The sequence below is a fragment of the Nostoc sp. genome (assembly GCF_036917415.1).
GTDB lineage: Bacteria > Cyanobacteriota > Cyanobacteriia > Cyanobacteriales > Nostocaceae > Nostoc.
Genome location: NZ_JBALDJ010000055.1, coordinates 1 through 17,356, shown reverse-complemented (window position 1 = coordinate 17,356; position 17,356 = coordinate 1). Strand labels below are relative to the sequence as shown.

At 42.8% G+C, this 17,356-nt stretch carries 13 protein-coding genes and 1 other RNA gene; 11 read left to right on the top strand and 3 right to left on the bottom strand.

Annotated features, from left to right (window positions below):
- Positions 1-190 precede the first annotated feature (190 nt).
- Positions 191-580, top strand: a transfer-messenger RNA (tmRNA) gene (ssrA, locus tag V7K41_RS10420).
- 566 nt (positions 581-1,146) lie between these two features.
- On the opposite strand, the gene V7K41_RS10415 is transcribed toward ssrA, so the two are convergent.
- Positions 1,147-1,602, bottom strand: a complete 456-nt coding sequence (locus tag V7K41_RS10415) for a helix-turn-helix domain-containing protein (protein WP_334847808.1) — start codon at positions 1,600-1,602, stop codon at positions 1,147-1,149.
- Positions 1,603-2,706: 1,104 nt separating this feature from the next.
- On the opposite strand from V7K41_RS10415, the gene V7K41_RS10410 reads away from it, so the two are divergent.
- On the top strand, positions 2,707-4,446 hold the full coding sequence (locus V7K41_RS10410; protein ID WP_334847807.1) for a diflavin flavoprotein: 1,740 nt from the start codon (positions 2,707-2,709) through the stop codon (positions 4,444-4,446).
- Positions 4,447-4,477: 31 nt separating this feature from the next.
- Here V7K41_RS10410 and V7K41_RS10405 read toward each other — a convergent pair whose 3' ends face one another.
- A complete protein-coding gene (locus V7K41_RS10405; RefSeq protein ID WP_334847805.1) occupies positions 4,478-4,624 on the bottom strand; it encodes a hypothetical protein in 147 nt (48 codons plus the stop codon).
- 54 nt (positions 4,625-4,678) lie between these two features.
- Here V7K41_RS10405 and V7K41_RS10400 point away from each other — a divergent pair, with 54 nt between their 5' ends.
- The 4 genes from V7K41_RS10400 to V7K41_RS10385 all read left to right on the top strand — a co-directional run bounded on the left by V7K41_RS10400 (position 4,679) and on the right by V7K41_RS10385 (position 11,435).
- A complete protein-coding gene (locus V7K41_RS10400) occupies positions 4,679-6,391 on the top strand; it encodes a diflavin flavoprotein (protein ID WP_334847804.1) in 1,713 nt (570 codons plus the stop codon).
- 582 nt (positions 6,392-6,973) lie between these two features.
- Complete coding sequence (locus V7K41_RS10395) at positions 6,974-8,047, top strand: TIGR03032 family protein (RefSeq protein WP_334847802.1); 1,074 nt, start codon at positions 6,974-6,976, stop codon at positions 8,045-8,047.
- A gap of 36 nt (positions 8,048-8,083) precedes the next feature.
- A complete protein-coding gene (locus tag V7K41_RS10390; protein WP_334847800.1) occupies positions 8,084-10,795 on the top strand; it encodes an Ig-like domain-containing protein in 2,712 nt (903 codons plus the stop codon).
- Positions 10,796-11,255: 460 nt separating this feature from the next.
- A complete protein-coding gene (locus V7K41_RS10385; RefSeq protein ID WP_334839362.1) occupies positions 11,256-11,435 on the top strand; it encodes a hypothetical protein in 180 nt (59 codons plus the stop codon).
- A gap of 40 nt (positions 11,436-11,475) precedes the next feature.
- On the opposite strand, the gene V7K41_RS10380 is transcribed toward V7K41_RS10385, so the two are convergent.
- On the bottom strand, positions 11,476-12,768 hold the full coding sequence (locus V7K41_RS10380; RefSeq protein ID WP_334847799.1) for a dicarboxylate/amino acid:cation symporter: 1,293 nt from the start codon (positions 12,766-12,768) through the stop codon (positions 11,476-11,478).
- A 193-nt stretch (positions 12,769-12,961) separates the two neighbouring features.
- Here V7K41_RS10380 and V7K41_RS10375 point away from each other — a divergent pair, with 193 nt between their 5' ends.
- From V7K41_RS10375 to V7K41_RS10355, 5 genes are all read left to right on the top strand, one after another.
- Positions 12,962-15,592, top strand: coding sequence for a DNA polymerase III subunit alpha (locus V7K41_RS10375; RefSeq protein ID WP_334847797.1), 2,631 nt, complete (start codon positions 12,962-12,964; stop codon positions 15,590-15,592).
- 93 nt (positions 15,593-15,685) lie between these two features.
- Positions 15,686-16,315 carry an FMN-binding negative transcriptional regulator gene (locus V7K41_RS10370; protein WP_334847795.1) on the top strand — a complete coding sequence of 210 codons (630 nt, stop codon included), beginning with the start codon at positions 15,686-15,688 and terminating at the stop codon, positions 16,313-16,315.
- A gap of 194 nt (positions 16,316-16,509) precedes the next feature.
- On the top strand, positions 16,510-16,719 hold the full coding sequence (locus V7K41_RS10365) for a type II toxin-antitoxin system HicB family antitoxin (protein WP_334847794.1): 210 nt from the start codon (positions 16,510-16,512) through the stop codon (positions 16,717-16,719).
- Positions 16,712-16,939, top strand: coding sequence for a type II toxin-antitoxin system HicA family toxin (locus V7K41_RS10360; RefSeq protein WP_334847793.1), 228 nt, complete (start codon positions 16,712-16,714; stop codon positions 16,937-16,939). The genes V7K41_RS10365 and V7K41_RS10360 overlap by 8 nt, the downstream gene beginning before the upstream one ends.
- Positions 16,940-17,157: 218 nt before the next feature.
- Positions 17,158-17,356: hypothetical protein (locus V7K41_RS10355; RefSeq protein ID WP_334847791.1), on the top strand; the 199-nt coding region annotated here is incomplete at its 3' end.

The window sequence follows — 17,356 nt, the reverse complement described above, 5'->3', positions numbered from 1 at the left end:
TTAATATTTCTGGCGTTGCATATTTGCGGGATGAATTGAGATTTTTGACCAATGCTAAAAGTATATTCTTTGAGGTTTTGCGCCTTTGCGTGAGCCAAAAATCATCCTATGAATCAGCAACGCCATCCATATTTCTTTGTCATCCTGTGACACATTTCCCTAATAATAAACTATAATATGTATAGCGCATGGGTCCGTCACGGTTTCGACAGGTTGGCGAACGCTGCTCTGTGATTCAGGTCGAGAGTGAGTCTCCTCTCGGAAATCAAAGGCTCAAACAAAAAGTAAATGCGAATAACATCGTTAACTTTGCTCGGAAGGATGCTCTAGTAGCAGCCTAAACACCTCTTATAGGTTCGAGCGTCTTTAGTTTGACTCCGTTAAGGACTGAAGACCAAACCCCAACGGATGCTCTAGCAAGCGTTCTCTGGTTGGCTTGCTGGCTAAGATCAAATCAGAGCATCCTACGTTCGGGATAATGAACGATTCCCGCCTTGAGGGTTAGAAAGGCTAAACCTGTGAATGAGCGGGGGGTCAATACCCAATTTGGACAGCAGTTCGACTCTGCTCGGATCCACTAAAAATAGTTAACAAGTCCACTTGATACTGTGATGTGTAAGTGGGCTTTGTTTTTTGGGAAACTCTCATCAGAATTTTCTATAATGCACAGCTAACTTGAGTTCAACGACTAATATAGCAATACCGTTGAGTTAAGCCCAAAATTTTTGGTAAAAAGGCGAAACTGGACTGTTACTTTGCTGTGCTAAAGTGTCTCTACAAGTTTCTCGGCAAACCTTAAACTAAAAGCGTGTAGACCTCAACAGCGCCCAAGCCCAAGTAACAAAAAGAAACGCAACAAGTACTATCTCTGCACAAAGCAGAACTTGTCAAGAAGATAATCTTGATTATCAACTACAATCTAGCGATCGCTGCCCAAACGAAACAAGTGATTCGAGTCCAAGATGATTTAATCAGCTAATTAAGTAAATGGGCAGAATAAAACCGAACTGTGTGAAGAAAAGTAAATAAGGCTCAAACCCTTTTCCCCCCTGCCCCCTGCCCCCTGCCCCCTGCTCCCTGCTCCCTGCTCCCTGCTCCCTGCTCCCTGCTCCCTGCCTTATCCTAACGATAATTATTTACGCCCACCTACTTATGCTGTTTCTGGGTTTGGGTGCGTGCGCTTCCAAACCTCCTTCCCCTTTTTTTCAATACCCGTCGTAGTCGGTCTGCACTCAAGTTTACTTGACGCTCAGATGCGAGTTTTTTTGCTAATTGTTTAGAGTTATAAGTCTCTGACTCTTGAGCTAAACAATTTTCGAGATAAACCAAATCTGATTCTGAATATCGGGGTTTTCCTCCTCGACCAGGAGCATCCCATAAACCTGCTAAACCCATCTTTTCCCAGCGATGAAGGGTTTGGCGCACTGTTGAAGTCGCCCAGTTCAAGCCTTTTGCAATTTGCTCATTTTTTAAGCCGCGAGTATTCAGCAGTAAAACTTGAGCACGATCCTTAGTACGTTGAGGAACATCTTTAGCTTTTCTTAATTCTTCTAAAGTCAGCTTTTCTTCTTCTGTGAGAAACACTTTTAATCGGCATCCCATAAACAATAACCTTTTACACAATCAATTTTTGTATCTATTTACGTCTGTATACTGAATTATTTAGGTATTTCATAATACATTCTAAAAAGCTGAACTATAAGTATTAAGGATGTCAGCGTCTATAAAGCTACTACGCGATAAATATTTGCTTGAGAACACTATCAAAGTTTGCAATTTCTCATCAAGAATTGATTTTTATAAAAAGTTAGGCACATCGATATGACACCATTAACCTATATAGGCAAATTTATCCAATAGCCTGAAGCTGTAGCTTATAGCTATGACCAGAAGAATTTGTTAGCGTTGTCTTGATTAATGTTTAAAGTCGATAATAAAGGACTGTATCATTAAATTCCTGAAATTATTCCTATGCTTACAGAGGTTTATCGAAACTTTAAAAATTCTTTTGATGCTAGTTTCCATTTAGATGAGCGGAAAAATATATACAAGCCTAGTTCCTTTTTATTCAACTAGTCTCTGGAAATTTGCCTTGACTATCTCCAAAAAAATATCTGTTTTGTCAACTTTACATAAACTTTATATTCTATACCACCAGATTTTTGATTAAGACAAGAATATATTCAATATCCATTGAATAAGCTAATGTTAACAGCTTATTGGATGCTTTTTGTAAGCTTGACAAGGTTTTTCCTACCTTTCCTACTTTTCCTACTTTTCCTACCTTTCCTACTTTTCCTACTTTTCCTACCTTTCCTACTTAAGGAAGTACCTAAAAAACATAATTTTTTCTATTTCCTAAGTATATTATTTGGCAGCATTAAATATTAAAATTAACTTAAATTTGGTAGATCGGCCAGTAACTTAATATTATTTGAATTATGCTTATCTAGTTAAAAAATATAATTGCTATGATATTTTTGAATTAAGATAAAACCAGATAAATAGCAAAAATAAGTACTCAGTGAAACTTAGAAATTAATTAATATTTAGTATATTTTTGAGTCATATTTTTTGCTAAAAAACAGCAATAATTGATACAAGTCAAAATTCTCAAAAACTGATATTCATTACAACTTCAAATAAAAATAATAGAGACAATGGGGGCAGAATAAAAACCTGTTAATTTGCGCTCGGAGACGAATAATGGTAGCGATGTCTACGACCGGCTACGCCCACGCAGAGAACGTTCAACATCGGTTAACTATACAAACTGTAGAAATTGCCCCTAACACAACGGCGATTCGCTCTCTTGATTGGGATCGCGATCGCTTTGATATCGAATTCGGACTGCAAAACGGTACAACCTACAATTCATATCTAATTAGGGGCGAACAAACAGTTTTAATTGATACTTCTCACCAGAAGTTTCGCGATCTGTATTTAGAGACTCTTAAAGGTCTTGTCAACCCCAAAACAATTGATTACATAATTGTCAGCCACACAGAGCCAGACCATAGCGGTTTAGTAGAAGATGTCCTCCAGTTAGCTCCTAGAGCCACCGTTTTAGCCTCAAAAGTTGCGCTTCAGTTTTTGGAAGGCTTAGTGCACGATCCTTTCTCGAAGCGGGTTGTGAAAACTGGCGATCGCATCGATATCGGCAAAGGACACGAAATGGAATTCGTGAGTGCGCCTAACCTGCACTGGCCGGATACAATCTTTAGCTTTGACCGCAAAACCCAAATTCTTTACACCTGTGATGCTTTTGGGATGCACTTTTGTGACGATCGCACCTTTGACGAAGATTTAGAAGCGATCGAAGCTGACTTTAGATTTTACTACGACTGTTTGATGGGCCCTAACGCTCGTTCTTTGGTAAATGCCATGAAGCGGATGGGCGATCTCGGAAAGATTAATATTATCGCCAATGGTCACGGCCCATTATTACACCACCATCTAGATGTTCTAACTGGGTGCTACGAAAATTGGAGCCAAAGACAAGCTAAAGCAGAAACCACAGTTGGCTTGTTTTTTGTCTCAGAATATGGGTATGGTGAGCGCCTTGGTCACGCAATTGCCGAAGGTATACTGAAAACTGGGGTTGGGGTAGAAGTTCTGGATCTGAGTACTGCCCAGAGCCAAGAAATTCAAGAACTAGCTGGGAGAGCAGCAGGCATCATTATTGGTATGCCGCCAACTACTTCCGCCGCTGCCCAAGCTAGTATCAGTTCGGTGCTAGCTGTCGCTAAGAACAAACAACTTGTTGGGCTGTTTGAATGTTACGGTGGGGATGATGAACCCATTGATACACTCCGCAGAAAATTTCTCGACTCTGGCATCAAAGAAGCTTTCCCACCCATTCGGATTAAAGAGGCTCCCACTGCATCTACATTCCAGTTGTGTGAAGAAGCGGGTAAAGACATCGGACAATTGCTGGTGCGCGATCGCAACATCAAGCAAATCAAGTCCCTCGACGTCGACATGGAAAAGGCGCTGGGTCGGATTAGTAGTGGACTGTATATAGTCACCGCTAAAAAAGATAATGCCTCAAGTGCCATGCTGGCATCCTGGGTAACGCAAGCGAGTTTGCAACCCTTAGGATTAACAATAGCCGTTGCTAAAGACCGCGCCATTGATTCCTTAATGCAAATAGGCGATCGCTTCGTCCTCAACGTTTTGGAAGAAGGCAATTATCAAGAACTCAAGAAACACTTCCTCAAGCGCTTGCATCCTGGTGCTGACCGCTTTGCGGGAGTAAAAACTCAAACCGCGAAAAACGGTTCGCCGATTCTAACTGATGCTTTGGCATACATGGAATGTGAAATACAGACCAGCATGGAATGCAGCGACCACTGGATTTTATACTGCACCGTCCAAGAAGGTCGTGTTTCCAAAAACGATGGATTGACAGCCGTTCGCCATCGCAAAGTAGGTAATTACTACTAAAGATTGGGTACTAGGGATTGGGTATTGGGGATTAGGGATTGGGAAAAAACAGTAGGTAGAAAATAGAAGTTGTTCTTCTTGTCCCAGTCCCCATTCCCCATTCCCCATTCCCCATTCCCCATTCCCCATTCCCCATTCCCCATTCCCCATTCCCCATTCCCCATTCCCCATTCCCCATTCCCCATTCCCCAGTCCCCAGTCCCTAGTCTCTGTTCCCCAACTTTTAACAGCTATGACCAATTCCAAGCCACGCGACGTACAAGTTTTACCAATTGCTACAAATACTAAAGCTATCAGAGCACGTAGTTGGTCACGTCTGCGGTTTGAAATTGAATACGCACTTGAAAGAGGTACTACCTCCAATTGCTATTTAATTGAAGCTGATAAAACCGCACTTATTGATCCACCGCCAGAAAGCTTTACCGAAATTTATTTAGAGGCATTACGGCAGACTTTAGATTTACAAAGTTTGGATTATATCATCCTGGGTCATTTTAGTCCTAATCGAGTTGCAACCCTCAAAGCAATTTTAGAACTGGCACCACAGGTAACTTTTGTCTGTTCTCTTCCCGGTGCGAACAATTTGCGTGCAGCTTTCCTAGAGCAAGATTTGAACGTCTTGGTGATGCGGGGGAAAGAAACTCTCGATTTAGGCAAGGGTCATGTTTTAAAATTCTTCCCCATTCCTAGTCCACGTTGGCCGGAAGGACTTTGTACCTACGATCAGCAAACCCAAATTCTCTACACAGATAAGTTATTTGCAACTCATCTCTGTGGTGATGAAGTGTTTGATGATAACTGGGAAGCGCTCAAAGAAGACCAGCGTTACTACTTTAACTGCCTGATGGCTCCCCAAACTCCTCATGTGCAAGCAGCTTTGGAGAAAATATCAGATTTGCAGGTAAGAATGTATGCTGTGGGTCATGGGCCTTTAGTACGCACCGGCTTAATTGAACTTACCAAAGCTTATGGAGAGTGGAGCCGTTCTCACAACGATCGCGAGATTTCCGTTGCCCTACTTTACGCTTCAGCTTACGGAAATACAGCGACTTTAGCACAAGCGATCGCTCTCGGATTGACTAAAGGTGGAGTCGCAGTCAAATCGATTAACTGCGAATTTGCTACCCCTGATGAAATTCGCATCAACCTAGCACAGTCAGAGGGTTTTATCATTGGTTCTCCTACCATCGGTGGTCATGCGCCAACTCCCATTCATACTGCTTTAGGGATTGTGATCTCAAGCGGTGACAACAGCAAACTAGCTGGGGTCTTTGGTTCTTATGGCTGGAGTGGCGAAGCCTTTGACTTAATCGAAGGTAAACTTCGAGATTCTGGATATCGCTTCGGTTTTGACACCCTGAAGGTGAAGTTTAAACCTGATGATGTCACTCTCAAATACTGTGAAGAACTAGGTACAGACTTTGCCCAAGCACTGAAAAAGGCTAAAAAGGTACGCGTACCACAACAAGCTGCTACCCCAGTGGAACAGGCAGTTGGTCGGATTGTTGGTTCCGTCTGTGTGGTGACAGCTAGACAAGGAGAAGTGTCTACCGCAATGTTAGGCGCTTGGGTATCTCAAGCCACTTTTAACCCACCCGGACTAACTGTGGCGATCGCTAAAGACCGAGCGATCGAATCTTTGATGTATCCAGGCGGTAAGTTTGCCTTAAATATTCTACCTGAAGGCAATCATCAAGACTACATGAAGCATTTCCGTAAATCTTTCGCGCCTGGGGAAGATCGATTTGCCAACTTTAGTACAGCAGTTGCAGATAACGGCTGTACCGTCTTTACCGATGCTTTAGCATATTTGGAATGCTCAGTCAACCAACGCCTGGAATGTGGCGATCATTGGGTTGTGTATGCAACTGTGGACGAAGGGAAATTACTTAAGCCTGATGCTGTTACTGCCATCAACCATCGGAAAACGGGCACTCATTATTAAATAATGAGAAGTTTAACCTAACGAAACCGCTTTTGACAAAAATTATCTTTTTTTGTGGGATAGGCAAGATGCCTATCCCATTTTTTTGTCTATATGCAGAGTAGATTCAAGCATTGGCAATACTTTGCAATGCGAATGCTTCCCCTTGCATTGTTAATGCGTCCTTTGACAATGCGAATGTTTTCCCTTGCATTGTTAATGTGTTTCCTTACAATACCAATGGGTTCTTCTATATTAAAAACGCTACGCTTTTACACAAAACTGTACTAATACCATTTCTTTGTGAGGCTGCGCCAAATTTTAACTTCTTTCTTTGTGTCCTTCTCTAACGAGACGCTACGCGAATGCGTCCTTCTCCCAAGGGGAGACGCTAACGCGAATGCGGTTCGTTTTTCTTTCTTGTACTTATGGTTTAGCGCATCTTCATACAGAATCGGTATAACAACTGTATCAACAGCGATCGCTCAGTGCAGCTGACGCAGCTTATGTCCAATAGTAAGAGCATCGAGTCAAAGGTTTTTTCTGCCCTACAACGAAATTTTCATCGCCTAAACCCCAGAGTTATCAAGGAGTCTAAACCAAGTGAATTCCAGTGACAGCAACGTTGACAAACCATCTTTAGAAATCAACGCTTCTCGCCAGTTTACCGCTTGGCTATATGAGCAAAACCTTAGTTTGTCCTTCACTACCTATCAAGCGGGGAAGTTATTTTTCATCGGCTTGCAACCAAACGGCAAATTGTCTGTATTTGAACGTAGCTTTGAGCGGTGCATGGGGTTGTATGCCAATGGTAACAGCCTCTACATGAGTTCCCTGTACCAACTGTGGCGATTTGAAAACATTATCCAACCTGGAGAAAACCACCAAGGCTACGATGCTCTCTATTTGCCCCAGATGAGTTATGTGACAGGAGATTTAGATATTCACGATATCGCTTTGAGTAAAGCAGAAGAGAAGGATTTAAACTCACAAAAGCTATTATTTATCAATACTTTATTTAGTTGTTTGGGAACAGTCAGCGAAACCCACAGTTTCGTTCCTCTATGGCAACCAAATTTTATTAGCAAACTAGCGGCAGAGGATAGATGTCACCTGAATGGGTTAGCAATGCAGCAAGAAAAACCCAAATACGTTACTGCTGTTAGCCAATCGGACGTAGCCGAAGGCTGGCGAGAGCATCGGTTCAGTGGGGGCTGTGTCATTGATGTAGAAAGCAATGAAATCGTCTTGCGGGGGCTTTCTATGCCCCACTCCCCACGCTGGCATCAGGAAAAACTCTGGCTACTCAACTCAGGCACAGGAGAGTTTGGCTTTGCCGACTTAAAGCGCAGAGTGTTTGAACCAGTCGCCTTCTGTCCGGGATATCTGCGCGGTTGTGCATTTTATGGCAACTTTGCAGTAGTAGGAATTTCTCAACCCAGGCATAACAAGACCTTTAGCGGCTTGGCTTTGGACGAGAAATTATATCAGAAAAACGTTGAGCCTCGCTGTGGGTTACTAGTGATTGACCTGAAAAGCGGTGATATTGTCCATTCCCTGCGAATAGAAGGGGTGGTACTGGAATTGTACGACGTGGTAGCACTTTTGGGGGTACGTCGTCCAATGGCGATCGGATTTCGCAGCGACGAAATTCGGCGGGTGGTAACGGTAGGATGAGAAGCAATTCAAAATTTAAAAATTAAAACAACATCAATGGCACCTAATTCAGCAGTTTTTAACCTATCTGACCTCAACGGCAAAAACGGCTTTGTAATCAACGGTATCGATGAAGAAGACACATCAGGCTCCTCCGTCAGCAATGCAGGAGATGTCAACGGCGACGGCTTCGACGACGTGATTATCGGAGCACTTTTAGCCGACCCCAACGGACTGTACAATGCTGGGCAGAGCTACGTGGTGTTTGGTAAAAGCAGTGGCTTTGAAGCCAACCTCAACCTCTCCACTCTCAATGGCAGCAATGGCTTTGCGCTCAATGGCACTGATAAGTATAGCCGTTCAGGTTTCTCCGTCAGCAATGCAGGAGACGTCAATGGTGATGGCTTCGATGACCTGATTATCGGGGAAACGACTCACGGGGAGAACTATGTGGTGTTTGGCAGCAACAGTGGCTTTGGAGCCAGCCTTAACCTCTCTTCCCTCAACGGCAGCAACGGCTTTGTAATCAACGGCATTATCAACAGCATTGTTGGATCTGGCTACTTGAACGACTTCGTTAGCAGTGCAGGAGACATCAATGGTGACGGCTTCGACGACCTGATTATTGGGAAACCTTATACCGATCCCAACGGTCAAGTTCTTGCTGGGGAGAGCTACGTAGTGTTTGGCAAGAGCAGTGGCTTTGGAGCCAGCCTTAACCTCTCCACTCTCAACGGCAGCAACGGCTTTGTAATCAACGGCATGAAGATGGGTGAATTCTTAGGCTATTCCGTCAGCAATGCTGGAGACGTCAACTGCGACGGCTTCGACGACCTGATTATCAACACACAAACTGCCAAGAGCTATGTGGTGTTTGGCAAGAGCGGTGGTTTTGGAGCCAGCCTTAACCTCTCCACCCTCAACGGCAGCAACGGTTTTGTAATCAACGGCCCAGTCATATCTGTCAGCAATGCAGGAGATGTCAACGGTGATGGCTTTGATGACCTAATTCTTGGAGCATCTAGTGCCTCCCCCGACAGCACTGAAAGCAAGTTCGAGGCTGGGGAGAGTTACGTACTGTTTGGCAAGAGCAATTTTGCAGCCAACTTTAACCTCTCGTCTTTGGACGGCAGCAATGGTTTTGCGATCGATGGCATCGATGAATATGACGGAGCAGGCGGCTCAGTCAGCAGTGCAGGAGACTTCAACGGTGATGGCTTCGACGATCTGATTATCGGGGCAATATTTGCCGACCCCAATGGTCATTTTACTGCCGGGGAGAGCTATATAGTGTTTGGCAATAGCAGTGGCTTTGGTGTCAGACTGAACCTCTCCGATCTAAACGGCAGCAACGGCTTCGCGATCAATGGGATCAAAGAGTTAGACAAATCAGGTAGCTCCGTTAGCTATGCCGGAGACATCAACGGCGACGGCTTTGACGACTTAATTATCGGAGCGCCAAATGCCAACAGGAAAAATGACCAGAGCTTATTTGGCAAGGGTCAAAGCTACGTCATCTTTGGCTTTGCAACGACTAAGGCTCCTAATCATCCTCCAGTTGCAGTTGCAGACACAGCTACTACCAAGAAAAACACCAGCATCAAAATTCTTACCAGCACCATTCTAGTTAATGATATAGATATTGATGGTGATACTTTAAGCATCACTGGTATCAGTGGTATTACCAACGGTACTGCCGTACTCAAAAATAATGGAACTCCCAATAACTCGGCAGATGACTTTATCTTGTTTACCCCAACTACCGGTTTTATTGGTGCGGCTAGTTTCGACTACACCATCAGCGATCGCCAACTCACTGATGCTGCTAGTGTTACTATCCAAATAGGCGATCGCCTATTTGGTGGCAATGGCAACGATGTACTTCATGGCACTCCTGGTGATGACTACATCGATGGCGGTAATGGCAACGATCTGTTATCTGGTGGTCTTGGTAGCGATATCCTCACAGGTGGTAAAGGCAAAGATGAATTTGTTTATAATTTAGGTGACGGTGTTGATACCATTACCGATTTTAGTGGGATAGGTAAAGGCTCAAAGTTATCAGCAGCGATCGTTGCCGAAGTTGATACCTTAAAATTCCAAGGTTCAGGCTTAACTGCCCGAAATCTCCTACTCACTGAAAATAGTAACAATCTGGAAATCGCTTTTGAAGGGGTGACTGGTGAAAAAATTATCCTGCAAAACTTTGCCCTGGAAAAAGTAGATAACCTATCAGCAGTGGGCAATATCTTGTTTAATGGGCAAAGCAAAATTAGTGATAGCTTTGATGTCTTCAATGCCAACTCTACTCAAAGCACTATTTTCAACAAAAACACAGTCACCTTTCTCAATGACTTGAACAATCATGTCAATGGTTTTGACAATTCAAGTGATGTCATTAATGGTCAGGGAGGTGATGACCGCATCAATGGCAAGAGTGGCAATGACCTGCTACGCGGTGGTGCTGGTAACGATAACCTCATCGGTGGTACTGGTGATGACATTCTCGTTGGTGGTACAGGTAACGATACTTTGACTGGCGGTAGCGGTAATGACCAATTTATTTACCAAAGCTTGAGTGATATCAGTGATACTATTACCGACTTCTGCAAAGGTGCTGACTTGATTGGCTTGTCTGGTGGTCTGACTTTCAATCAACTAAGTTTCGCTGGTAACAAGATTATAGTAACTGCTACTGATGAAATTTTGGCAACCTTGACTGGCATTAACACTACCACGCTGACTGTCGCTAATTTCACTATCGTCTAGTATCAAAATCGAAGGTCTTGTGACGCTAAAAAACAATAATTACTGTATAACTAGCTCTTTGGTGACAAAAATCGCAAATCTTATGAAACAGGACTTACGCAATGAAAGCGTCAGTCCTGTTTCAATTTAGTTAGGCTAAAACAATTAATCCAGCATCAACCTACCTAGAAATGCGAAATTTTATGGAATTAGGACTTACGCAAAAAACCTCTCTAACTCTTATTCCTCTGTGTTCTCTGCGTTCTCTGTGGTTTGATTTTCCGTGACCTGTGCGTAAGTCCTGGGAATCAGAAAAATGGTGCGTGCAATTTCAGTATTAAAGCGGAAATAACATAAATTCACTTGCCAAAATTCCGCAATTGCCACAAAGACAATTGCAAAAACGCAGGGTAGCCTTTAACTAGAAAAACAGTATCAGGGAATTGTTAGACAAAACTTTTATATTATTTTTGTTGTTTTTATGACTCCAAAACACACCAAAATTAAATTTCCTATTTGGCAGTATCTGAACCAGCCCTTATTTAGTCGCGACACTAAATTAGTATTGAATCCCCAACGCTTTGTATTGATCTGGCGTCTGCAACTTTTAGAACGTTGCTGGACTAAAGAATGTGACGCCAAGGGGCCTCAACAGCATTAGATATTTGAAAAACTGCTGAACTCAACTAAAAGCTGGCAAATTAAGCCTCGTCCACAGAACGTGGCTTTTTGCCGTCAAGTAAAGCACTGACAGTCATATCTCCCATAACATTAATTGCGGTGCGGCAGCGATCCAGAAACCAGTCTACAGTAACTAGCAAAGCAATGTACTGGGTAGGTAAGCCGACAGAAGTGAACACTAGTGTCATTGTTACCAGCCCCGCATTGGGAATATTTGCCGCACCAACAGATGCAAAAATCGAGGTAAGGATGACAACTAACTGCTGTGTCAGACTCAGATGTTGTCCAATCAGTTGGGAAATATACAACGCAGACATTGCTTCGTAGAGGGCAGTGCCATCATTATTGAAATTTGCCCCGACTAATGACCCCAAGGCAGCAGAAGATTCCCTTAAACCGACTTTTGTTTGCAAAACCTCAAAGGTTACGGGCATTGCCGCCGCTGAGGAAGAAGTTGAGAAAGCTGTCAAAAAGGCATCAGAACCGCCAGCTAGGAATTTTAGCGGGTGTACCCAAGAACCAAATTTTACTCTGGTGAGGTAGTAGCACGCTTGTAATACCAGTGCTAACAATACGGCTACGATAAATGCACCCAAAGATTTAAACGGTGCAAAGCCCTGCATCGCAATAGTTTTAGCTACAATCCCAAAGACTGCGAACGGCACTAAGGCAATTACCCAGTTGAGGATGCGGACTACCGCTTCAAATAAAATTCCGATGACATCCTCTATCGGCTGGAATCCATTTTTGCCTTGGGCGATTTGTTCAGATTTTAATCCCCGCAGGACGATGCCAAAACTCAGGGCAATCACAATCAGCTGGATGACATTATTATCAACCAATGGCTTGAGGACAGCTTCTGGTACAGCATCTTTGAGTATTCCCCAAGGATCGAGACTCTGAGGAGTTATTGCCGTACTTGTTGAGGTGCTAACATTGCCCCAAGTCCCCGGACGCAGTACATTGGCTACCAAAAGTCCCACCAAAATAGCTACAGTAGTGTTGGTTAAAAGTAGCACAGCCAGCCGCCGTCCGGCTGTTCCAGGGATATTGGTAGTCATCAAAGTATGCAGCACTGCTACCAGAATCAGGGGTGTAGCCAAGGCGCGGAGAGCCTTTAGCACCAATTCTGCCGGAATTGCTAAATTGTTGATTAAAGCAGCGTTGCTGGGATTGGGATTCCCCGCACCAAGGGCAATTCCGACACTGACTGCCACTACTAAGGCGATGAGAATTTGCAACGTGAGAGGGATACGCTGCCACCAAGGGCTAGCTTTGGTTTCAGGCGAAGTTGTTCTCTCTGTTTGACTCATTGGCTAGATACTGGTTAATTGCTGTAACTATTAAAACAACACTAATGATAGTGATAATTCCCGAAAAAGAACAGCTTTAATTTTGGTTAAAAACTGTTAATCTAAGATTCCGTTGCTTTGCAAAATCTGGCTCGAAAGGGTATACCACAAGGTAGGCCCCTAGAGATATCTTGGCTTGTGCTTGGAGATGCTTATGTCCTTTGTTCCTCTACATATTCACAGTGACTATAGTTTGCTTGATGGGGCAAGTCAGCTTCCAGAGTTGGTGGATCGAGCGATCGCACTGGGAATGAAAGCGATCGCCCTTACCGATCATGGTGTCATGTATGGAGCTGTTGAACTGATCAAAATCTGCCGTAGTCAAAATATTAAGCCGATTATCGGCAATGAAATGTATGTAATTAACGGCGATATTGAAAAACAAGAACGCCGCCCCAAATATCATCAAGTTGTTTTAGCTAAAAATACTAAAGGTTACAAAAATTTAGTTAAATTAACCACAATTTCTCACCTTAAAGGTGTTCAAGGTAAAGGAATTTTTTCTCGACCTTGTATTAATAAAGATTTATTAAAAGAATATCATGAAGGCTTGATTGTCACCAGCGCTTGTTTGGGTGGAGAAATTCCCCAAGCAATTCTCAGTAATAGACCAGATGCAGCCCGGAAAGTTGCTCAGTGGTATCAAGATGTATTTGGTGATGATTATTATTTAGAAATTCAAGATCACGGCTCTCAAGAAGACCGAATTGTGAATGTTGAAATTGTCAAAATAGCGCGGGAATTAGGGATTAAAATTGTTGCCACTAATGATTCACATTTTATTTCTTGTTTTGACGTTGAAGCTCACGATGCTTTGCTATGCATTCAAACTGGCAAGTTAATTATTGAAGATAAGCGGATGCGTTATAGCGGCACAGAATATCTCAAATCTGGTGAGGAGATGCAGCAGCTATTTCGCGACCATTTGCCGGATGATGTAATTGCAGAAGCTGTAGCCACTACTGGAGAAGTCGCTGATAAAGTCGAGCCTTACCATATTATGGGTGAGCCTCAGATTCCTACACCCCCCATTCCCTCCGGTCATACTGCTGACACTTACGCCGAAGATGTTGCATGGAGCGGACTTTTAGAACGGTTAAATCGCAAATCTCGCCAAGAAGTTGATTCCGTCTATAAAGAAAGATTGGAATACGAACTGAAAATGATTCAGCAGATGGGTTTTTCCAAATACTTTTTAGTTGTATGGGATTACATCAAATTTGCTAGAGATAATAATATTCCTGTGGGGCCAGGTCGTGGTTCTGCGGCTGGTTCATTAGTTGCTTATGCAATGCGAATTACTAATATTGACCCTGTACATCATGGGTTACTATTCGAGCGTTTCTTGAATCCAGAACGGAAATCCATGCCTGATATTGATACGGATTTCTGTATTGAACAACGGGATAAAGTGATTGATTATGTAACTGAGAAATATGGTGCGGATAGAGTTGCCCAAATTATTACTTTTAACCGTCTGACTTCTAAAGCAGTTTTGAAAGATGTCGCCAGAGTATTAAATATTCCTTACGGGGAAGCTGATAAAATGGCGAAATTAATTCCTGTGGTACGGGGGAAACCAACTAAACTCAAGGTGATGATTTCCGATCAAACTCCAGAACCAGAGTTTAAAGAGAAATATGATAAAGAACCGCACGTTCGCCATTGGCTTGATATGGCGATGCGAATTGAAGGAACTAACAAAACTTTTGGTGTTCATGCCGCAGGTGTGGTAATTTCTGCCGATCCACTTGATGAAATTGTGCCGTTACAGAAGAATAATGACGGTTCCGTAATTACCCAGTATTTCATGGAAGACCTGGAATCAATGGGTTTACTGAAAATGGATTTTCTGGGTTTGCGGAACCTGACGCTGATTCAAAAGACCGTTGATTTAATTCAAGAAACGAGAGGATATCGGGTCGATCCTGATGAAATTCCTCGCGATGAAAGAAAAGCCCAGAGGATATTAGCTAAAGGCGAACATAGCACTTTGCCAAAAGATGTACAAAAAACTTATGAATTATTAGAAGCAGGTGAGTTAGAAGGGATATTTCAGTTAGAATCTTCTGGGATGCGTCAGATAGTGCGAGATTTGAAGCCTTCTAATATAGAAGATATTTCTTCTATTTTGGCGCTTTATCGACCTGGGCCACTAGATGCGGGACTGATTCCTAAATTTATTAACCGCAAACATGGTCGAGAACAGATTGATTATCAACACCAAATTCTAGAATCAGTATTAGACGAAACTTATGGAATTATGGTCTATCAAGAGCAAATCATGAAAATTGCTCAGGATATGGCGGGATATTCTTTAGGACAAGCTGACTTACTGCGTCGGGCGATGGGTAAAAAGAAAGTTTCTGAGATGCAAAAGCAGCGAGAAAAATTCGTGGATGGCGCAGCGAAAAATGGCGTTCAGAAAAAAGTTGCGGATGAATTATTTGAGCAAATGTTGAAGTTTGCTGAATATTGTTTAAGCTATGACACGGAAATATTGACAGTAGAATATGGATTGATGCCGATTGGAGAAATTGTAGAAAAAGGCATTGAATGTACTGTGTACAGCATTGATGATAATGGAAATATTTACACGCAACCTGTGGCACAGTGGCACGATCGCGGACAACAAGAGGTATTTGAGTATTGCTTGGAAGATGGTTCAATAATTCGGGCAACAAAAGACCATAAATTTATGACTGTTGATGGTCAAATGTTGCCAATTGATGAAATATTTGAACGCGAATTAGATTTGATGCGAGTTGAGGGCTTGCCAAATTGAGAGGAGAAGCAATGATAATTAGGCATTCTCCATTTGCTATACACATGAGAGTTAACGAGACTTTTTTATAGTTGATAGTAAGGTTAAATCGCCATGTATAGACCAACTGTTTTTCAAGAAGATAATGTTGATAAATTGATCGCCTTTATGAAAGCGAATAGTTTCGCTACGTTGGTATCGATCATAGACGGTGTACCTTATGCTTCACACGTTCCTCTTGTGATTGCAATGGAAGGGGATACTGTTAAATTAATTGGTCATCTGGCAAAGCAAAATCCTCAATCGCAAGCCCTTGACACTGAGTTACTTGTTATTTTCACCGGGGCACACGCTTACATTTCCCCTACCTTATATGAAAAGCATGAGAGCGTACCAACGTGGAACTATATTGCTGTTCACGCCTATGGTATTCCCAAAGTCATCATGCTCAATCAGTCCCCAGAATCAATGAACCAAATGATAAACGAGATGATAGATACCTACGAAGCTGACTACAAATCGCATTGGCACAGTTTATCTGACGGATTTCGTGAAGGTCTGATGAATGGCATTGTGGGATTTGAAATAACTGTTACACGTTTGTCAGGTAAGTACAAACTTAGTCAAAACCGAAGCCAAATTGAGCAGCATAATGTGTCAAGTACACTGCTACAAAGTTCAGATCCTGCTGCTCGTGCCGTCGGTGTAGAGATGAAACAAAACCTCGAAGCGAATGAGTCTTAGACATTTCCGAATTGAGTGGGTGGTCGAAGTCAGCGATTGGGGACTTAAAAAATGCTCTCATTTAACACTTATGGCAGGGTTATAAACTGTTTTTTTGGACGCGATCGCTCCACTGATGGGTGTTCATGGCAGCAATCTTTATAAAGAAAGGGTGATGCTATGCTTGCTATAAAAAAGATTGAGGATACAGTACGATGAAAACTCGCAGCTTTGCAGTCCTCATTTATAAAGAGGAAGATATGTATATAGCTGAGTGTCCCGAAGTTGGTACGGTCGATCAAGGAGAAACAATCGAACAGGCAATTGCTAGCTTGAGAGAGGCAACGCAGCTTTACTTAGAGGAATTTTCTCTACCTGAAACATCTCCAAGATATATGACCAGCATTGAAATTACCTATGCCTAAGTTGCCACGAATCTCCAGTAGGGAGGCAATTCGCGCACTGGAGCGTTTGGGTTTTGAGCAAATTCGACAAACCGGTAGCCATGTTGTAATGAAGAAGCAAACGCCGGAAGGGACAACTGGCTGTGTTGTACCCGTGCATCAAGAATTAAAAGTAGGGACATTGAACGGTATTAAACCTCTTGCAAAAATCCTTGAATCACCCCTCCCCAACCCTCCCTGATGTATTGGGGAGGGGGCAAGATTTTAAGTTTCCCCCCTTTATGAGGCTACGGTGTACACACAAGTATAACCAGCATAGGTTTCAATTCTAGTAGTTTTGTAGGGTGCGTTATGGAGCAATACGGTTCAGTTAAGGAAATTTATCTGTCTAGGTAGGCTGTTCTTGAGCAGGGGAAGCAGGGGAGGCAGGGGGAGAGAAAAAGGCTTATCCCAAGTGTATTGCGTTATGGAGACGCCGAAATAACAAATGAGTATGCCGAAATAACAAATGAGTATGCCGAAATAACAAATGAGTATGCCGAAATAACAAATGAGTATGCCGAAATAACAAATGAGTATGCCGAAATAACAAATGAGTACGCCGAAATAACAAATGAGTACGCCGAAATAACAAATGAGTACGCCGAAATAACAAATG